This window comes from Klebsiella michiganensis, from assembly GCA_000963575.1.
Taxonomy (GTDB): Bacteria; Pseudomonadota; Gammaproteobacteria; order Enterobacterales; family Enterobacteriaceae; genus Cedecea; species Cedecea michiganensis_A.
In genome coordinates this window covers 1,062,855-1,080,438 of record CP011077.1, presented here as the reverse complement: position 1 = coordinate 1,080,438, position 17,584 = coordinate 1,062,855, and the positions used below count along the sequence as shown (strand labels likewise).

At 56.4% G+C, this 17,584-nt stretch carries 17 protein-coding genes; 6 read left to right on the top strand and 11 right to left on the bottom strand.

Translation table 11 applies throughout. The features are described from left to right. The first annotated feature begins 124 nt into the window (after positions 1-124). Positions 125-2,350, top strand: coding sequence for an outer membrane receptor protein (locus VW41_05020; protein ID AJZ88451.1), 2,226 nt, complete (start codon positions 125-127; stop codon positions 2,348-2,350). Positions 2,351-2,628: 278 nt separating this feature from the next. After that, positions 2,629-3,972 carry a glutamate dehydrogenase gene (locus VW41_05015; GenBank protein AJZ88450.1) on the top strand — a complete coding sequence of 448 codons (1,344 nt, stop codon included), beginning with the start codon at positions 2,629-2,631 and terminating at the stop codon, positions 3,970-3,972. Positions 3,973-4,009: 37 nt separating this feature from the next. Here VW41_05015 and VW41_05010 read toward each other — a convergent pair whose 3' ends face one another. Together VW41_05010 and VW41_05005 are read right to left on the bottom strand one after the other, a co-directional pair. Further along, entirely contained in the window at positions 4,010-4,828 is an 819-nt protein-coding gene (locus tag VW41_05010) for a GNAT family acetyltransferase (GenBank protein ID AJZ88449.1), read from the bottom strand. A gap of 60 nt (positions 4,829-4,888) precedes the next feature. Next, a complete protein-coding gene (locus VW41_05005; GenBank protein ID AJZ91860.1) occupies positions 4,889-5,503 on the bottom strand; it encodes a membrane protein in 615 nt (204 codons plus the stop codon). 90 nt (positions 5,504-5,593) lie between these two features. Between VW41_05005 and VW41_05000 the strand changes: the two genes are divergently transcribed. Continuing rightward, entirely contained in the window at positions 5,594-7,021 is a 1,428-nt protein-coding gene (locus VW41_05000; GenBank protein ID AJZ88448.1) for a DeoR faimly transcriptional regulator, read from the top strand. 76 nt (positions 7,022-7,097) lie between these two features. On the opposite strand, the gene VW41_04995 is transcribed toward VW41_05000, so the two are convergent. The 3 genes from VW41_04995 to VW41_04985 form a co-directional block, all read right to left on the bottom strand. Then, positions 7,098-7,322, bottom strand: coding sequence for a hypothetical protein (locus VW41_04995; GenBank protein ID AJZ88447.1), 225 nt, complete (start codon positions 7,320-7,322; stop codon positions 7,098-7,100). After that, positions 7,319-7,573 carry a hypothetical protein gene (locus VW41_04990; protein ID AJZ88446.1) on the bottom strand — a complete coding sequence of 85 codons (255 nt, stop codon included), beginning with the start codon at positions 7,571-7,573 and terminating at the stop codon, positions 7,319-7,321. The genes VW41_04995 and VW41_04990 overlap by 4 nt, the downstream gene beginning before the upstream one ends. Before the next feature lie 131 nt (positions 7,574-7,704). Then, a complete protein-coding gene (locus tag VW41_04985) occupies positions 7,705-8,151 on the bottom strand; it encodes an AsnC family transcriptional regulator (GenBank protein AJZ88445.1) in 447 nt (148 codons plus the stop codon). 105 nt (positions 8,152-8,256) lie between these two features. Here VW41_04985 and VW41_04980 point away from each other — a divergent pair, with 105 nt between their 5' ends. Together VW41_04980 and VW41_04975 are read left to right on the top strand one after the other, a co-directional pair. After that, the gene (locus tag VW41_04980; protein ID AJZ88444.1) at positions 8,257-9,150 is read left to right on the top strand and encodes a multidrug DMT transporter permease; all 894 of its coding nucleotides are present in this window, start codon (positions 8,257-8,259) and stop codon (positions 9,148-9,150) included. A gap of 286 nt (positions 9,151-9,436) precedes the next feature. Further along, positions 9,437-9,748 (top strand): cysteine methyltransferase, encoded by a 312-nt coding sequence (locus tag VW41_04975; protein AJZ88443.1) that lies wholly within the window; start codon positions 9,437-9,439, stop codon positions 9,746-9,748. A gap of 27 nt (positions 9,749-9,775) precedes the next feature. Here the strand turns inward: VW41_04975 and VW41_04970 are convergent, their stop codons facing one another. Then, the gene (locus VW41_04970; protein ID AJZ88442.1) at positions 9,776-10,348 is read right to left on the bottom strand and encodes a hypothetical protein; all 573 of its coding nucleotides are present in this window, start codon (positions 10,346-10,348) and stop codon (positions 9,776-9,778) included. Positions 10,349-10,548: 200 nt separating this feature from the next. Between VW41_04970 and VW41_04965 the strand changes: the two genes are divergently transcribed. Next, positions 10,549-11,409, top strand: coding sequence for an acyl-CoA thioesterase (locus VW41_04965; GenBank protein AJZ88441.1), 861 nt, complete (start codon positions 10,549-10,551; stop codon positions 11,407-11,409). Positions 11,410-11,501: 92 nt separating this feature from the next. Here the strand turns inward: VW41_04965 and VW41_04960 are convergent, their stop codons facing one another. From VW41_04960 to VW41_04940, 5 genes are all read right to left on the bottom strand, one after another. Then, positions 11,502-12,794 (bottom strand): ammonium transporter, encoded by a 1,293-nt coding sequence (locus VW41_04960; protein ID AJZ91859.1) that lies wholly within the window; start codon positions 12,792-12,794, stop codon positions 11,502-11,504. Positions 12,795-12,825: 31 nt separating this feature from the next. Further along, positions 12,826-13,164, bottom strand: a complete 339-nt coding sequence (locus VW41_04955; GenBank protein ID AJZ88440.1) for a nitrogen regulatory protein P-II 1 — start codon at positions 13,162-13,164, stop codon at positions 12,826-12,828. A 260-nt stretch (positions 13,165-13,424) separates the two neighbouring features. Then, on the bottom strand, positions 13,425-15,200 hold the full coding sequence (locus tag VW41_04950; protein AJZ88439.1) for a multidrug ABC transporter ATP-binding protein: 1,776 nt from the start codon (positions 15,198-15,200) through the stop codon (positions 13,425-13,427). Beyond that, positions 15,190-16,971 (bottom strand): multidrug ABC transporter ATP-binding protein, encoded by a 1,782-nt coding sequence (locus VW41_04945; GenBank protein AJZ88438.1) that lies wholly within the window; start codon positions 16,969-16,971, stop codon positions 15,190-15,192. The genes VW41_04950 and VW41_04945 overlap by 11 nt, the downstream gene beginning before the upstream one ends. 74 nt (positions 16,972-17,045) lie before the next feature. Beyond that, complete coding sequence (locus VW41_04940) at positions 17,046-17,507, bottom strand: transcriptional regulator (protein ID AJZ88437.1); 462 nt, start codon at positions 17,505-17,507, stop codon at positions 17,046-17,048. Between the last annotated feature and the right edge of the window lie 77 nt (positions 17,508-17,584).

Sequence of the window (17,584 nt, the reverse complement as noted above, 5' to 3'; positions counted from 1 at the left end):
TTGATAATTATTTTTATTTGCGATAGCGTGTTTCCGCACTTTCAACTCCAGGCACTTTTGCCGCGTCCTTCCTCGTTTGGGAAAGGAGCTTAAGGGACGCAGGCGGTGACACTCAGGATAAATAATGAACAATACATTATCGTACTCCCTCGCCACACTGGTGAGTCTGGGCCTCTACGGCACTACCTTTACGGCGGCGGCAGAGACGGCCCCGGTAGAAAATGAAGACACGCTGGTCGTCACCGCGGCCCAGCAAACGCTGCAGGCACCCGGCGTATCGGTTATCACCTCTGAAAAACTAAAGAAGCACCCTGTCGCACGCGACGTCTCTGAAATCATTCGCACCATGCCGGGGGTGAACCTGACCGGGAACTCCACCAGCGGGCAGCGCGGCAACGGTCGCCAAATCGATATTCGTGGTATGGGGCCTGAAAACACATTAATCCTGGTCGACGGTAAACCGGTTAGCAGCCGCAACTCGGTACGCCTTGGCTGGCGCGGCGAGCGCGATACCCGCGGGGACGCATCCTGGGTTCCACCGGAGATGATCGAGCGTATTGAAGTCCTGAGAGGCCCGGCAGCGGCCCGCTACGGCAATGGTGCGGCGGGCGGCGTGGTGAACATCATCACCAAACGCAGCAGCAACGAGTTCCACGGCAGCTGGAATACCTATTTCAATGCCCCGGAACATAAAGATGAAGGCGCGACGAAACGCACCAACTTCAGCCTGACGGGGCCGCTCGGTGACGACGTGAGTTTCCGCCTCTACGGCAACCTCGATAAAACGCAGGCGGACGCCTGGGACATCAACCAGGGGCACCAGTCGCTGCGCACCGGGTCTTACGCCAACACGCTACCTGCTGGCCGCGAAGGCGTTATCCATAAAGACCTGAACGGAATGATTCGCTGGGAATTTGCCCCTATGCAGGCGCTGGAGTTTGAAACCGGCTACAGCCGCCAGGGTAACCTCTACTCAGGCGATACACAAAATACAAACACCAGTCAGTTGGTGAAGGATAACTACGGCAAAGAGACCAACCGCCTCTACCGCCAGACTTATGCCGTCACCTGGACCGGCGGCTGGGATAACGGCGTCACCACCAACTCTTACGCGCAATACGAACACACCCGCAACTCGCGCATGAACGAAGGCCTGGCTGGCGGCACGGAGGGGATCTTCTCCAACAACCAGTTCTCGGATATCGATCTCAGCGATGTCATGCTGCACAGCGAAGCAAGCATCCCGTTTAATCTGTTGGTGAATCAAAATCTCACCGTCGGCAGCGAATGGAATCAGCAGCGCATGAAAGACGGGTCGTCCAATACCCAGTCGTTAAGCGAAGGCGGGGCGATTCCTGGCATTTCATCCACTGGCCGGAGCCCATACTCCAAAGCGGAAATCTTCTCCCTGTTCGCTGAAAACAACATGGAGTTAACCAGCAGCACCATGCTGACGCCGGGGCTGCGCTTCGATCATCACTCCATCGTGGGGGATAACTGGAGCCCGTCGCTGAACCTGAGCCAGGAGTTAGTTGAAGATCTGACGCTGAAACTTGGTATTGCCCGCGCCTACAAAGCGCCAAGCCTGTATCAGACCAACCCAAACTACATTCTCTATAGCCGTGGCCAGGGCTGTGCCGCGAGTGCCGGGGCTTGTTATCTGATGGGCAATGAGGATTTGAAAGCCGAAACCAGCGTCAACAAAGAGATTGGCCTGGAGTTCAAACACGAAGGCTATCAGGTCGGACTCACCTGGTTCCGTAACGACTATCGCAACAAAATTGAATCCGGCTATTCGCCTATCGCCTCTAACAGCAAGAAAACCGATATCTATCAGTGGGGCAACGTGCCTAAAGCCGTTGTGGAAGGGCTGGAAGGCACCATCAATCTGCCGCTGACCGAGACCGTAAGCTGGAATAACAACCTGACTTACATGCTGCAAAGCAAAAACAAGGAAACCGGCGATCGTCTGTCGATCATCCCTGAGTACACGATTAATTCCACGCTGAGCTGGCAGGTTCGCCCGGACATTTCGCTGCAAAGCACCCTGACGTGGTACGGCAAACAGGCACCGAAGAAGTACAACTATAAGGGAGACCCGGTCACCGGCAGCGACACCAACGAGGTCAGCCCCTATAGTATTCTTGGCATGAGCGCGACCTGGGACGCGACTAAAAATGTCAGCTTTACCGCCGGGATCGATAACCTGCTGGATAAGCGCCACTGGCGCGCGGGTAATGCACAAACCACCGGGAACGACACCACCAAATCCTACATGTACGGCGCTGGCGCGGAGACCTACAACGAAGCAGGTCGCACGTATTACATGAGCGTCAACACGCACTTCTAACCCCTTCCGGGAGGCTAATTAGCCTCCCAAATTGATTTCAAACGGCCGAAAATCGTGGTTTTCGGTCGCCAGGGATCCACCAGAGAACAGAATTTATTGCCTGTTATTAGACCGGAGTTTAGATTTTTTTAGGGTAAATAGCCTTACTAAACGCTTCCCTTCTTTATTGCCTTTCTGGTGAAAAAATCGCTTGATGCCCGTTCATAAGAAAATGTTATAGTCGAAAAATAACCCAAAAAAAGACCGACAACACAATCTTCAACAAGGAGTTACCTCTGATGGCTCAAGCACTATCTCTCGAAGACTTTTTAACCTCAGTCCAGTCCCGTGACCCGCACCAGGTAGAATTCGCTCAGGCGGTTCGCGAAGTGATGAGCACGCTGTGGCCGTTTCTGGAAAATAATCCGCAATATCGCCAGCAGGCGCTGCTCGAACGCCTGGTGGAGCCTGAGCGCGTGATCCAGTTTCGCGTTGCCTGGGTGGATGACCACAATCAGGTGCAGGTCAACCGGGCGTGGCGCGTGCAGTTCAACTCGGCCATTGGCCCATTTAAAGGCGGAATGCGCTTCCACCCTTCCGTTAATCTGTCGATCCTCAAATTCCTTGGGTTTGAACAGACTTTTAAAAACGCCCTCACCACGTTACCAATGGGCGGCGGCAAAGGCGGCAGCGACTTTAATCCGAAGGGTAAAAGCGAAGGCGAAATCATGCGTTTTTGCCAGGCCCTGATGCTTGAACTTTATCGCCACCTTGGGCCCGATACCGACGTCCCGGCGGGGGATATCGGCGTGGGTGGTCGCGAAGTCGGTTACATGGCGGGGATGATGAAAAAGCTCTCCAACAACACCGCCTGCGTGTTTACCGGCAAAGGGCTATCGTTCGGCGGTAGCCTGATCCGCCCGGAAGCCACCGGCTACGGCCTGATCTACTTCACCGATGCCATGCTACAGCGACACGGGCTGGGCTTTGAAGGCATGCGCGTGGCGGTTTCCGGCTCCGGCAACGTGGCTCAGTATGCGATAGAAAAAGCCATGTCGCTCGGCGCTCGCGTGGTCACGGCATCCGATTCCAACGGTACCGTAGTGGATGAAGCGGGCTTTACCGCGGAGAAGCTGGCCCGCCTGTGCGAAATCAAAGCCAGCCGCGATGGCCGGGTAGCGGATTATGCCCGCGAATTTGGCCTGACTTATCTGGAAGACCAGCAGCCGTGGAGCGTCCCGGTCGATATCGCTCTGCCTTGTGCAACGCAGAACGAACTGGACGTCGACGCCGCGAAAACGCTTATCGCTAACGGCGTGAAAGCCGTAGCCGAAGGGGCAAATATGCCGACCACGATTGCCGCGACGGATTTGTTTGTGGACGCTGGCGTGCTGTTCGCGCCGGGTAAAGCGGCAAACGCTGGCGGCGTGGCCACTTCAGGGCTGGAAATGGCGCAGAATGCGGCCCGTCTGAGCTGGAAGGCCGAAAAGGTCGACATTCGCCTGCACCACATCATGCTTGATATTCATCAGGCCTGCGTGGATTACGGCGGCGAAGGAAAACAAACCCAGTACGTTCGCGGTGCGAACATCGCCGGTTTTGTGAAAGTTGCGGACGCGATGCTGGCTCAGGGCGTGCTGTAATTTGTCTGGTGAGGGCATTCGCCCTCACCTTCTCAGGCTACAGAGTAAGCTTCATTTCGTACTGCTGGATCTTATCCTGGGTAAAACCACTGCTTAAAAACACTGGCGCAACGGCTTCAGGCAGGCCGGGAATCGTTACCAGCCCGGGGAACCGGCGCTGAAGCAGCAGCAGCAGTTTTTTTGCCTTCCCCGACCGCCGCGCATGCGGCTCAACAAACAGCCCTCTTAGCTTCGGTATCTCACCGGGAACGACCATCGCATAAGCCACTTCATCCAGTACCAAAGCCTTACCGGGCAGCTTATACAGTGTTTCAGCCGCGCAAAGCCACGGCAGTGGCTCATCGTCAGCGGCCATCATTTTCCGGGCCATATGCAGAGGATCGACCTCCTGCAGGTTGCCGTCGGCTTCTCCCTCTGGCACGCCAGAAGACTGGAAGCCCAGCAGCGTTTGCTGAGGCACAAAGCCCATCCGCTCATAGAGCGCCAGCCCGCCCTCGTTGCCCAAAATCACTTCCAGGTAAAATTGCTTATCGCCACGGGCTCGCGCCGCGTCGATCAGTTGCTGAATGAATATTTTGCCTAATCCCTGGCCGCGCAGTTCCGGACGAATCGCAAACGCGGCCAGGCGACAAGTTTGCCCGCGCCGGGTGACCAGCGCCATCGCTTTGGGCTCCCCACGGTAAAGCCAGATGGGGCTGTCGCCGGGGAAAAAATCTTCAGAGGCAAAACGCCAGCCGAACGTTTCGCCTTCCAGACGGAAAGGCACCACGTACTGTTCAAAACAGTGGGTTAATATCTCTGCCAGCTGAAAGCTGTTCCAGTTCAGCGCTGGTTTACTCACAATCTCGTGCCGCATGCTCTCTTCCGCTCAGCGAATATTGTTCTCCGGAAGATACTGTGTAGCACAGTCAGAGAGTCAGGATGTAGTTTCCGGTGCAGCCGCTATTGTGTTATTCAGCGGCTTAACGCGAAACCACGGCAGGCAAAGCTGGATCAGCGGTCCGATGGCCAGAGCATAAAGCACGGTGCCCACGCCAAAACTGCCGCCCATCAACCAGCCGGAGATCAGCACGGTCACTTCAATGGCGGTTCGCACGCTGCGCACCGACCAGCCCGTTCTGGCGTGGATCCCGGTCATCAGTCCGTCTCGTGGCCCGGCGCCAAATCCCGCGCCGATATACATGCCCGTTGCCAGGGCGTTCACCACCAAAGCGCCGACCAGCAAAATGGAACGAGCGAGAAGCGACTCCAGCAGCGGCATTAGCGCCAGCGTAGCATCCGCCGCCAGCCCCAGAACAATCACGTTGCTGATGGTGCCGAGCCCTGGACGCTGACGCAGCGGGATCCACAGCAGCAGCACCAGCGCCCCCACAATAATCATCACCAGGCCAAGGTTGAGCGAGAACAGTCTCGCCACGCCGAGGTGGAAAACGTTCCACGGATCGGCCCCCAAATCGGCACGAACAAACATGGCGGTTGAAATGCCGTAAAAAACCAGGCCGGTATAAAGCTGCAGCAGGCGACGAGCCATCATGACAAGATCCTCATTGTGTTTTTATGGCTATACCCTCTCGCAAAATGGACTTAGTATTAAGGTCCAGTTACCAGAAAGTGGACTGCTATGACGCTGCGCAGAATCGGAATTTCATCTTTAACACGCCTGCTGGGCCACTGGCATCAGGCGTCATCCCGTTCGCCGGTTTATCGCCAGCTGGCGGATGGGCTGCGGCTGCTGATCCTCGATGGCCGCTTGCCGCTCGACAGCAGGCTGCCGGGGGAAAGAGAGCTCTCTGGCGCACTGGGCGTGAGCCGCACCACGGTGGCCTCCGCGCTGGCTCAGCTACGTGAGGAAGGCTATCTGCTCAGCCGACAGGGTTCTGGCTCCGTCACCATGCTGCCCGAGAGCAGCCCGGCCATTTCCCCTTTGCCCGGGCATGCCCCGGGGCTGGATCTGTCTACCGCCGCCCTCAGCGCCGGCCCGGAAATTCATCGGGCCTATTCCGCCGCGCTCACTTTCCTGCCGGAACATTTATCCTCCACCGGCTATGACAGCCAAGGCTTGCCGGAACTGAGAGAAGCGATTGCGCACCATTATGCGTCACGGGGGCTCCCCACAACGCCTGACCAAATTATGGTGGTCAACGGCGCCGTCAGCGGGCTGGGGCTGATCCTCCGGCTATTCACCGGCCCGGGGGATCGCGTTGTGGTTGATCATCCCACTTACCCGATGGCGTTAGCGGCCATTCGAGGAGCCTCCTGTCGCCCTGTGCCGGTCAGCCTGCCCGCGAGCGGCTGGGATGTTGACGGTCTGGCGGCGACTATCGCCCAGACTTCTCCCCGGCTGGCCTACTTAATTCCTGATTTTCATAATCCTACCGGCCGCTGCATGGATGCGGCCACGCGCCAGCGGGTGAATGAGATAGCTGCCCGCAGCCACACAACGCTGGTTGTGGATGAGACGATGGCCGATCTCTGGTTTGACGCACCTCCGCCTCCTCCCCTGGCCGCTTTTGGCCCCGAGGAACACACCATTTCGCTGGGCTCCGCCGGGAAAAGTTTCTGGGGCGGGCTGCGCCTCGGCTGGATAAGGGCTTCAGGCAAAACCATCAGTTCGCTGATACAAATCCGCAATACCTTCGATTTAGGAACGCCTTTGCTGGAGCAGCTGGCCGCCACTCAATTGTTTAACGATGCGGCGCAGTTCTTGCCTCAGCGCAGAGAAATGCTTCGCCAACGCTGCGAAACCAGTTTCGCCACAATGCAAACGCTGTTCCCGGACTGGCAAACGTCGCCCCCGGAAGGCGGGCTGTCATGGTGGGTGGAATTACCGAAGCCGCTGGCCACGATTTTTGCCGCCGCCGCCGAGAGCCAGGGCATTCGCATTGGCGCCGGGCCGCGGTTTGGGGTCGAAGGGGCTTTTGAGCGTTTTTTACGCCTCCCCTTCAGCCTTGAGCCCGCAGAGATGCAGCTGGCCCTGCAGCGGCTGCAGCCGCTATGGCAGCATCTGGCGGCAACGCGATATGAAAGTCTCAGGGGAATGGTCTTTTAGAAAGAGAAATATTTCCCTCTAAAATAAAAGAGGGAAATATTATTCTGCAAGGATAGCAATACGGCGATGCAATAAATTAGTTTTGTGAAATTCTGGGAATCGCGAACCCTTTTAGGGTGATGGTGAAATGTTCACCCTCTTTTTTTATACTGGCCCCGGTATCACACCAGTCTGAAGCGATACGGAAAAACTCATCGCTGCCAATATTCCAGCCCAGCTTCACTTTTTTCAGGTAGCCTGAACGTAATAACTCACAGGCTTGCTGATAGTTGTAGGCGGTACTGTCCGTACCGGCGTTCATTTTTTCTTCTTCAGTAGTTTACGTAATGCCTTGATCTCACGATCGTTTAATGGCGTCACGCGGGCCTCGGAAGTATGCTGGCTGTCCACATCATCTTCATCGACGCCCACATCACCGTCAAGATTATCAAAGGCTTTGGACAGAAGTCGCTCCGTTACGCTTGCCAGGGTTTCACTATTTTCTTCCGCATAGTGACGAATCTTCTCTTTTAACTCGATGCTTATTTTTACATTCAGCGTAGCCGTCGTCATTGCAAATCCTTAATGCTTAAACAGAGGTTTGTGTTTAATACTATAGAGAATAAATAAGATCCAGTCAGTGCGGTAAATTTAATATTTCTGTCATAATTCAAATACCCGGAAAATATATCCGGATTATTTCTTTACAAAGGCGGCAGCCTACGTTTCACCGGTGTACTTTTGACGATAGAAGTATTGCACTGGGCAAACTCGGCCAGCTCATCAAGGATTTCATCCAGTTGCTCAATAGAGCGGATCACCAGCCTGATGATAAAGCAGTCTTCACCGGTAATTTTGTCGCATTCTATACACTCGGGAATCGCCTGAATCATCTTCTCCACTTTGTGCAGCATGCCCGGTAGCGGCTTCATGCGAACCAGTCCCTGCAGGGTGTAACCCAGGGCCGCCAGATTGGCATTCATGGTGTAGCCGTTGATCACGCCGCGCTCCTCCAGCCGCTTTACCCGTTCTGCGGTACTCGGGGAAGAGAGACCAATTTTTCCGCTCAGGACTTTCAGGGAGATACGGGCATCTGCCGCAAGAATAGTCAGAATATGCCTGTCGATATCATCGGGAAGGTAATCGTTCATTTTTATCTCATTTATAAAGGTAAAAGTATTTTATAACCTAATTTTAACACTTCAACAGGCCCGCCGCAGTGCTCAGAATAAAGCTCTTTATTCTGGAGAGACAAAATGACTCGTGAGATAAGAACCGGCAGCCTGCAAATGATTGCGGCGATGCTCATCTCCGGCACCATTGGCGCACTCGTGGTGATTTCTCAGCAGCCTATCGCCAATGTCGTATTCTGGCGCTGCGTTTTCGCGACCATCACACTGTTCATACTGGGCTTGATTAGCGGCAACTGGCGCAGTCATTTGAACCGCAAGGTTATTTTGATAGCCGCCCTCGGCGGCGTGGCGCTGGTTGTGAACTGGCTGCTGCTGTTCGCCGCCTACTCACGAACGTCCATTGGACTTGCCACGGTACTCTACAACACGCAGCCGCTGATGCTGGTCGGAATGGGCGTTTTTATCCTGAAAGAGAAAGTCAGCCGCAGCAAGTGGCTGTGGCTGGGAGCGTCATTTGTCGGCATGCTGCTTGTGTTATCGAGCGGGCTTAACCATGCCGGTAACGGCGGCTGGCTTTTGGGCATCGTGATGGCGCTGGGCGCCGCGTTTTTTTATGCCCTGACGGCGCTTATCACCCGCCAGTTGAGGGGCATACCTCCGCAGCAAATCGCACTCGTCCAGGTAGCCGTCGGCACGCTTCTGCTGCTGCCGCTGGTAGATTTCCAGCAGCACATGACGTTCACACATTGGGGGATTGTGGCCATGCTGGGCATTGTTCATACCGGCATTATGTACCAGTTGCTGTACGGCGCGATTCAAAAGCTACCGACATCCATTACCGCCTCGCTCTCTTTTATCTACCCGATTGTGGCGGTGGTCGTGGATCGCTTTGTGTTTAATCACAGCCTGAGTCCAGTGCAGTTTATCGGCGGCGCAATGATTTTGCTGGCTGCAGCGGGGATCAACTTAGGATGGGGAGAAAAGCGCGGGGCTAAAACGGTGCTGGCGAAAGGGTAAGCCAGAAATGGGTGGGGGCCCTGCCAGCTACATCCCGGCACACACGTCGCCTGCTGCGGCTGCTTCCTTCCGGACCTGACCGAGTTCACAAGTTAGTGTTGCGGGAGAACCAACAGGGCCCCCATTGAGAGCGTTGTTATCCAACGCGCTGGCGCATTATCCACATCCCCCCCGCGAATTGCAAGCCGGTGGCGGTCAGGTGTTGGTTTATTGCGCATCAACGGTTTAACTTGGTGCTTTCTCCGACGCCGATTATCCTTAGAAGCGATTTTGTCAGGAGTTCTCTATGGATAAGCACGATTCCTTTCCGCAGCGGGTTTACCAAATTGTCGCCGCCATTCCCGAAGGTTACGTGACCACCTACGGCGAAATTGCCGCGCTTGCCGGGTCGCCCCGAGCTGCCCGCCAGGTCGGGGGCGTACTCAAGCGCCTGCCGGAAGGCAGCCGTTTACCGTGGCATCGGGTGGTGAACCGGCAGGGTATCATTTCACTGACAGGGCCCGATCTCCAGCGTCAGCGCCAGGCGCTGCTTTCTGAGGGGGTTATGGTGTCAGGAGACGGGCATATCGATATGCTGCGTTACCGCTGGAAATATTAAAACGCCCCCATTCGGGGGCGTTTCGCTTTAGTACGTTGTTGGCGCAGGCACCGCAGAAGATGGCGTTACCTGAGTCGGCGAGGTGGATGGCATCGTGCTCGCCGCCCCACCGCCTTGCTGAAGCGGAATAGCCGTATTTTGTACCGGGACCAGCGTCAGGTCGGCCTTCGTCCCGCCCTGGTTTATCACCGGCTGGAAGGTGTCGGTGATAAACATCAGCTTACCGTCCACGGTGATGGCCGCACTCAGCAGGATCCGCGCGTTCGGCTGAATGTCAGCCGGGTTGAACGGGATCACGAAGCTGAAAGGCGCCTGTTTACCTTCGGTACGCGTTACTTTCTGGGCAATGACTTTAGAAGGGGCATCGGCCAGTGAAGCATCGGAGACGGTGACTGTCAGCACCGCATCTGGCGGCAGAGCAACGCGCTGACGGATCCATGCCGTACCGGAGACGTTAGGTAATGCGATGTTTGATTGCTGGGCAGATGCAGCCCCGGCGGATGCACTTGGCGCAGGCGTAGGCACATCAGCACTCTTATGCGAACAACCTGCCACAGCAACCGCGATGGCCAAAGCACTTAACATAGGCACAAGTTTCATTGATTTTTTCTCCTTATTATCAATGTAGCGCCGGGGACGAACCCCGTTGAAAAACGCGCTTAAGGCTTTAAGTGTGGCACAGATCACTGAATTCTGCTCAAAACCAGGAATGTTCCCAGCATCGGCTCATCAAATACGCCGTTTACGGGCATGTTATAATCGTGGAAATTTGCCACATTTCCCCTTATTGAGGACATTTTATGAGTCAGGCGCTCAGCAATTTATTGGCGTTACTTAACCTGGAAAAAATCGAAGAGGGATTGTTTCGTGGCCAAAGCGAGGATTTAGGTCTGCGCCAGGTATTTGGCGGGCAAGTAGTGGGCCAGGCGCTTTACGCGGCAAAGGAAACCGTGCCGGAAGACCGCCTTGTTCACTCTTTCCACAGCTACTTTTTACGCCCGGGCGACAGCCAAAAGCCCATTGTTTATGACGTAGAAACCCTGCGCGACGGCAACAGTTTTAGCGCCCGTCGCGTGGCTGCAGTGCAGAACGGCAAGCCGATTTTCTACATGACCGCGTCATTCCAGGCACCGGAATCTGGCTATGAGCACCAGAAAGAGATGCCCCCTGCCCCGAAACCGGACGGGCTGGTGTCCGAAACAGACATTGCCCGCTCGCTGGAAAAATTCCTGCCGCCGCAGGCGAAAGAGAAGTTTCTGAGCGAAAAACCGCTGGAGATTCGCCCGGTGGTGTTCCACAACCCGCTGAAAGGCCACGTCGATCAACCGGCTCGCCAGGTCTGGATCCGCGCGAACGGCAATATGCCGCAGGATCTGCGGGTGCATCAGTATCTGCTCGGCTATGCCTCCGACTTCAATTTCTTGCCGGTCGCCTTACAGCCGCATGGCGTAGGCTTCCTGGAGCCGGGGATGCAGGTCGCGACTATCGATCACTCAATGTGGTTCCACCGTCCGTTCGACATGAACGAGTGGCTGCTGTACAGCGTGGAAAGCACCTCCGCATCGAGCGCTCGCGGCTTTGTGCGCGGGGAGTTTTATACGCAGGATGGCGTGCTGGTAGCGTCCACGGTTCAGGAAGGCGTGATGCGCCATCGCGGGTAGCGAACGCTGAAGAAAAAAAACCACCCGCGAAGCGGGTGGTTTTCAGAGAAGACTCATCACCTCACCCGGCCGGGCGAGGTGATGGAAACGAATTAGTTGTTGTACGCGTTTTCGCCGTGGCTGTTCACGTCCAGACCTTCGCGCTCCTGCTCTTCTGGCACGCGCAGACCTACGGTCAGGTCAGCAATCTTGAACGCGATGAACGCCACTACGCCAGACCAGACAATGGTGATAGCCACGCTTTCAAGCTGAACCAGAAGCTGATGCCCCATGGTCACGCCTTCAGCATATCCCACGCCGCCCAGAGAAGTGGCCGCGAAGATACCGGTCATGATGCAGCCGATGATACCGCAGACACCGTGCACGCCGAACACATCACATGGGTCGTCAACATTGAGCCATTTTTTCAGCGTCGTCACGCCCCACAGGCCGGCCAGACCCACCACCAGACCAATCAGCAGCGCACCGCCCACACCAACATAGCCACACGCCGGGGTGATACCAACCAGACCCGCGATAGCACCGGAACAGGCACCCAGCAGAGAAGGTTTACCGCGCAATGCCCACTCGCCGAAGACCCAGGAGAGAATAGCCCCGGCAGTAGCCACAACGGTATTCACGAACGCCAGAGCAGCGATTTCGTTGGCCGCACTTGCAGAGCCGGCGTTGAAACCGAACCAACCGAAGTACAGGATTGCGGTGCCGATAAACACCATTGGCAGGTTGTGCGGCTTGAACGCTTCTTTGCCGAACCCTACGCGTTTGCCTACCAGGTAAGCACCCACCAGGCCTGCAACAGCGGCGTTAATGTGCACCACGGTGCCGCCCGCGAAGTCCAGGGCGCCATGTGTGGCCAGGATACCGCCGCCCCACACCATGTGCGCAATCGGCACATAGGATAGCGTCAGCCAGACGGCAGCAAAAATCACCACCGCAGAGAAGCGCACGCGTTCGGAGAGAGACCCCACGACCAGCCCAACGGTAATACAGGCGAAGGAGCCCTGGAAGGCAACGTGAATGTACTGATAGAAGGTGCCCATCAGCGCTTTCAGCTGGATGTTTTTGAGCATCACCCAATCAAAGTTGCCGAAGAAGTTGTTCCCGGTGCCAAACGCCAGGCTGTAGCCATAGACGACCCACAGCACGCAAACCAGCGCAAACGTAACGGAGATTTGCGTCAGCATCGACAGCACGTTTTTGGAGCGAATCAGACCGCCGTAGAACAGCGCAAGGCCTGGGATGGTCATAAATAGCACCAGCGCGGTGCATATCATCATAAAGGCGTTGTCGGCTTTGTCCGCGACCGCAGGCGCGTCCGCAGCGAAGGCGAGCGTCGGCAGTAATGCCAGTGCGCCTAAACCAAGGAGTGCAGCTAATTTTTTCATTTTTCCCATCCCAATCAAGGCTTGCCAGCAGTTACAGAGCGGCTTCGTCGGCTTCGCCGGTACGAATACGAATAACGCGTTGCAGTTCTGCAACGAAGATTTTCCCATCACCGATTTTGCCGGTGTAGGCGGCTTTGCTAATCACGTCGATAACTTCATCGAGCTGGTCGTCAGCAATAGCAACATCAATTTTTACTTTCGGCAGAAAGTTGACGCTGTACTCGGCGCCACGGTAAAGCTCCGCATGGCCTTTCTGGCGACCGAAACCCTTAACTTCAGTAACGGTGAGCCCTTGAATACCGATTGAAGAGAGCGCTTCACGCACGTCTTCAAGCTTGAACGGTTTGATTACCACGGTTACCAGCTTCATAAATTCTCTCCACTCAGAATTAGGTCGTTACCTGCACGTAGAGAGCAAAGCAAAGCCCATGCCAGGAATAAAAAACCAGCGTGATTCAGCACGTTTTCAGGATTCAGGCGGGTTACCGGAAAGCCGGGTCAGGGAGTGAGATCGGGCGGGATTAGTCTGAAAAGAAAAAACGCACCACTGCAGTGCAGGATGCGTTTTCGTTTTGCACCAACGCGGAGAGGCGATGGTTTTTATGCGGTCTGTTGCATGGTTGTGGTGCATCAGGCCGTCAGGGATTCTTCCTGTGCTGAGGCGGCCAGCTCCTCACCTGCCAGCTGGAGCTGATACATCTGCCAGTAGCGCCCCTGCTGCGCCAGCAGTTCGCTGTGCGTACCTCGTTCCACGGCCTGGCCGCGATGCAGCACCAGAATCGTGTTGGCGTCGGTAATGGTGGACAAACGGTGGGCAATCACCACCAGGGTTGTGTGCTGACGCACCGCCGCCAGCGCCCGCTGGATGGCCTGCTCGGTCCCGGAGTCGATGTTCGCCGTGGCTTCGTCGAGGATCAGGATCTGCGGCGCTTCAACCAGCACACGGGCCAGGGCAAGCAACTGCTTCTGGCCAACGGAGAGATTGTTGCCCTGTTCGCCCAGGCGAGTGTGGATCCCTTCCGGCAGCGCTCGCGCCAGCTCGGCCAGTTGCACCGTTTCCAGCGCCTGCCAGACCATCTCTTCGCTGATATCCCGCCCCAGGGTTACGTTGGCAAAGAACGAATCGGCCATCACCACCGGATCTTGCTGCACCATCGCCACGCCGCGGCGCAGCGTTTCATGGCTGAGGGAGTCCAGCGGCCGGCCGTCGAGGCGTATTTCACCTTTCGTTAACGGGTAATAGCCCATAAGCAGGTTGGCCAGGGTGCTTTTTCCGCTGCCGGTATGCCCGACCAGGGCAATAAAGCTGCGCGAAGGTACTTCCAGATTAATGTCCTGCAGCACCAGGCGATCGCCACGGTAGGCAAATGAGACATTGTCGACGCTGATAGCGCCGCTGGCGAGGGGCCGGTTATCATTGCCGTAGTCCTGACGTTTGCCGTCCATCAGCTCAAACACGCGCTCCCCGGCAACCACCGCCTGCTGCAGAATCGACTGCTGGGTCGTCAGCTCGATCAGCGGTTCGTTCAGTCGGCCAAGGTAGTTAATAAAGGCGTACAGCACGCCAACTTCGATGGTGCCGCGAGAAGTGAAGCCGAACAGCATAAGCAGGCCGCACAGAATCATCGCCGAAAACAGGCTAAGCAGCGGCCGCAGAAGCCAGCCATCGAGCCGCAGGGTTTGCATCCGCGCCAGATAGTGAGAACGGCTTGCCTGCCCCATGCGTTCGCCGAAGCGGGCCTGCTGGCGAAACTGCTGAATCACGCTCATGCCGTTGATAACTTCGTTAAACCCGTCGTTGATGTCCGCCAGATAGCCGCGGACCCGGCGCACAATCGGCGTACTGTAACGCTGGTAGATAAACATCACGGCGATCACCGCCGGGAAGATGGTTATCGCCACCAGCGCCATGCGCCAGTCGAGCGTAAACATCGCCACCAGCATCGCGCCAATCAGCGCCGCACTGCGCAGCACCGTTGCTACAACGGTGACATACAGGTCACGGATCACCTCGGTGTCGTTCGTCACGCGAGAGATAAGCTGCCCCACCGGCTGCGTGTCAAACGCGCTCAGCGGCTGGCGCAGCGCAGCATCCATCACGTCGGTACGCAATTTTTGCACCACACCTACCGCCGCACGGTTAAACAACAGCGCCTGAAGATAGTGCAGCCCCGCGGCGCTAATCGACAGCAGGATATAAGCCACCGCCAGCCCGGCCGCAAGACCAAGCGGCATCTGGTTTTTAGCGACCAGGTTATCAATAAAATAGCTCACCAGCACCGGGCCACAAACCTCGGCAGCCGCCGCGACCCACAGCATCAGCATCGCTCCGCCCAGCGGTTTACGCCACGGCGAGCCGTAAGCCAGCAGGCGCTTAATGGTTGGCCACTGTTGTTTACGACTCATTGGCGCTCTCCCTGACTTCTTCCTGCTCCGGAGCCTCGTCCAGCGCGGCCTCCAGCTGTTGATAGCGGTACATATCCCGATACCATCCCGGCTGGGACGCCAGCCCGTCATGGCTGCCGCGCTGGGCGATATGCCCGTGCTGCATCACCAGGATCTCGCTGGCTTCCGTTAACGCAGACAGGCGGTGCGCGCTGATAATGACCGTGCGGTGTTCGCCCCACTCGCGCAGGTTATGCAGAATCTGGTGTTCGGTGCGGCCATCCACGGCGGAAAGCGCGTCGTCCAGGATCAGGATTTCGGCATCCAGCAGCAGCGCCCTGGCAATGGAGATACGCTGTTTTTGCCCGCCGGAAAGCATTACCCCACGCTCACCCACTTCGGTGTCGTACCCTTGAGGCAAGCGCAGGATATCCTCATGAACGCTGGCCAGGCGAGCCACGCGCTCAATGTCCTCCTGGGTGGCACCCGGCTTACCCAACGCAATGTTGCTGGCAACGGTGTCAGAGAACAGGAATGGCGTCTGGTTTACGATAGCCAGGCGGCTTCTCCAGCCGTCAATTTTCAGCGCCGTCAGCGGGATATCGTGGTAGCGAATGTCGCCCTGGTCCACGTCGAAATGACGCTGGATAAGCGCGAGGATTGTGCTTTTCCCTGACCCTGTTGGCCCGCACAGGCCCAGCATTTCCCCAGGTTTAAGGGTGAAATTGACGTTCTGCAGCGTGGGCTGCGCAGTCTGCGGATAGTGGAACTGGCGAATCGACGCCACCAGCTCAGACCGCCCTTCCGGCAGCGTTTTATCGCCGTCAACCACGCCCGGCTCTTCTTCCAGCATCGCGCGGATACGGCTGTAGGCCGCACTCCCACGCTCAACAATATTAAACATCCAGGCCAGCGCCAGCATCGGCCAGATCATCAGGCCGAGGTACATCACAAAGCTGGTGAGCTGCCCCAGAGTCAACGTGCCGTCGACAACCATCCAGCTTCCGCCACCGATGGCTAAAAGGTTTGCGGCCCCAATCGCCACATAAATGGTGGGATCAAAACGCGCATCAATGCGCGCGACGCGCATGTTTTTTGCCCCCGCATCCTGGGCCTCTGCGGCAAACAACGCCGACTGCCTGTCCTCAAGGCCAAACGCCTTGATCATGCGGATGCTGGTCATGCTTTCCTGAGTGCGATCGTTTAACGCTGAGAACGCGGCCTGCGCCACTTTGAAGCGATCGTGCAAACGGGCGCCGTCGCGTTTGATAACCACGGCCATGACGGGCATCGGCAAAAGGGCCAGCAGAGTGAGCTGCCAGCTGATTTGAGTCGACATCACGATCAACACCGCCAGCCCCATGACCAGCGAGTCCACCAGCGTTAGCACCCCTTCCCCCGCGGCAAATACAACGCGATCGACATCGTTGGTGGCGCGAGCCATCAGGTCGCCGGTACGGTGACGGAGATAAAATTCAGGGTGGTGCCGGCTTAACTGGCGGTAATAGTTTTCCCGCAGCTCAACCGCAAGCTGGTAAGACGCCCCGAACAGCAGGACACGCCAGACATAGCGCACCAGATAAACCACCACGGCAATAAGCAGCATCAGGCCAATCCACATCAGCACCTGCTGAGAGGAGAGACGCTGCTGTACTACGCCATCCACAATCACGCCCACCACTTTTGGCGGCACGAGCTGTAAAATAGCGATGATAATAAGCAAAGCCACCGCGCCGAGGTAGCGTCGCCACTCGCGGGTGAAGTACCAGCTTAATTGAGCAAATAATCGCACGAAGTTTAGATCCTGAAATGCTGCCTGCCGGCCAGGGCAAAAGAGTAGAGGCTACTGTTCCGCACAGTGCGGAATCAGGAAGTTAGAGGTAATGCTGTGGTGTATTTTATCTGTTCCATGGCAAAACTCGAAGTGACATCGCTTAATCCCGGGATGCCGTTCACCAGCCGCTTATAAAAGTCGTCATACCGCTTCATATCGGCCACCTGAACCCGAATCAGATAGTCATATTCGCCGGCCATGCGCCAGAACCCCAGAACTTCGGGCATGGCTTCCACCACCGAAACAAATTTGCAGTACCACTCGCTGCTGTGCTGCTGGGTTTTAATCAGCACAAACGCCGTCAGACCAAGGCCGAGTTTTTCCGGATCCAGCAGCGCAACTTTGCCGCGAATATAGCCTTCGTCTTCCAGGCGTTTTAAGCGTTTCCAGCACGGGGTGGTGGTCAGATTAACGGCATCCGCCAGCGCCTGCAAAGACAGGGTACAGTCCTGCTGCAGCATCGCAAGCAGCTTTCGGTCAATTTTATCTATCACAAGGCCACCGGGGAGAAATATTTTCTCTAATGGAAGCGCTAAAAAGACAAAATGGCAACTTTTTTATCCTTGCTTTG

Coding starts and splice junctions, on each gene's coding strand:
- VW41_05020 (AJZ88451.1), top strand. CDS start 125: ATGAACAATACATTATCGTACTCCCTCGCCACACTGGTGAGTCTGGGC.
- VW41_04980 (AJZ88444.1), top strand. CDS start 8,257: ATGACTCGTGAGATAAGAACCGGCAGCCTGCAAATGATTGCGGCGATG.
- VW41_04970 (AJZ88442.1), bottom strand. CDS start 10,348: ATGAAACTTGTGCCTATGTTAAGTGCTTTGGCCATCGCGGTTGCTGTG.
- VW41_05010 (AJZ88449.1), bottom strand. CDS start 4,828: ATGCGGCACGAGATTGTGAGTAAACCAGCGCTGAACTGGAACAGCTTT.
- VW41_04995 (AJZ88447.1), bottom strand. CDS start 7,322: ATGAACGCCGGTACGGACAGTACCGCCTACAACTATCAGCAAGCCTGT.
- VW41_05015 (AJZ88450.1), top strand. CDS start 2,629: ATGGCTCAAGCACTATCTCTCGAAGACTTTTTAACCTCAGTCCAGTCC.
- VW41_04975 (AJZ88443.1), top strand. CDS start 9,437: ATGGATAAGCACGATTCCTTTCCGCAGCGGGTTTACCAAATTGTCGCC.
- VW41_04950 (AJZ88439.1), bottom strand. CDS start 15,200: ATGAGTCGTAAACAACAGTGGCCAACCATTAAGCGCCTGCTGGCTTAC.
- VW41_04960 (AJZ91859.1), bottom strand. CDS start 12,794: ATGAAAAAATTAGCTGCACTCCTTGGTTTAGGCGCACTGGCATTACTG.
- VW41_04965 (AJZ88441.1), top strand. CDS start 10,549: ATGAGTCAGGCGCTCAGCAATTTATTGGCGTTACTTAACCTGGAAAAA.
- VW41_05000 (AJZ88448.1), top strand. CDS start 5,594: ATGACGCTGCGCAGAATCGGAATTTCATCTTTAACACGCCTGCTGGGC.
- VW41_04985 (AJZ88445.1), bottom strand. CDS start 8,151: ATGAACGATTACCTTCCCGATGATATCGACAGGCATATTCTGACTATT.
- VW41_05005 (AJZ91860.1), bottom strand. CDS start 5,503: ATGGCTCGTCGCCTGCTGCAGCTTTATACCGGCCTGGTTTTTTACGGC.
- VW41_04990 (AJZ88446.1), bottom strand. CDS start 7,573: ATGACGACGGCTACGCTGAATGTAAAAATAAGCATCGAGTTAAAAGAG.
- VW41_04955 (AJZ88440.1), bottom strand. CDS start 13,164: ATGAAGCTGGTAACCGTGGTAATCAAACCGTTCAAGCTTGAAGACGTG.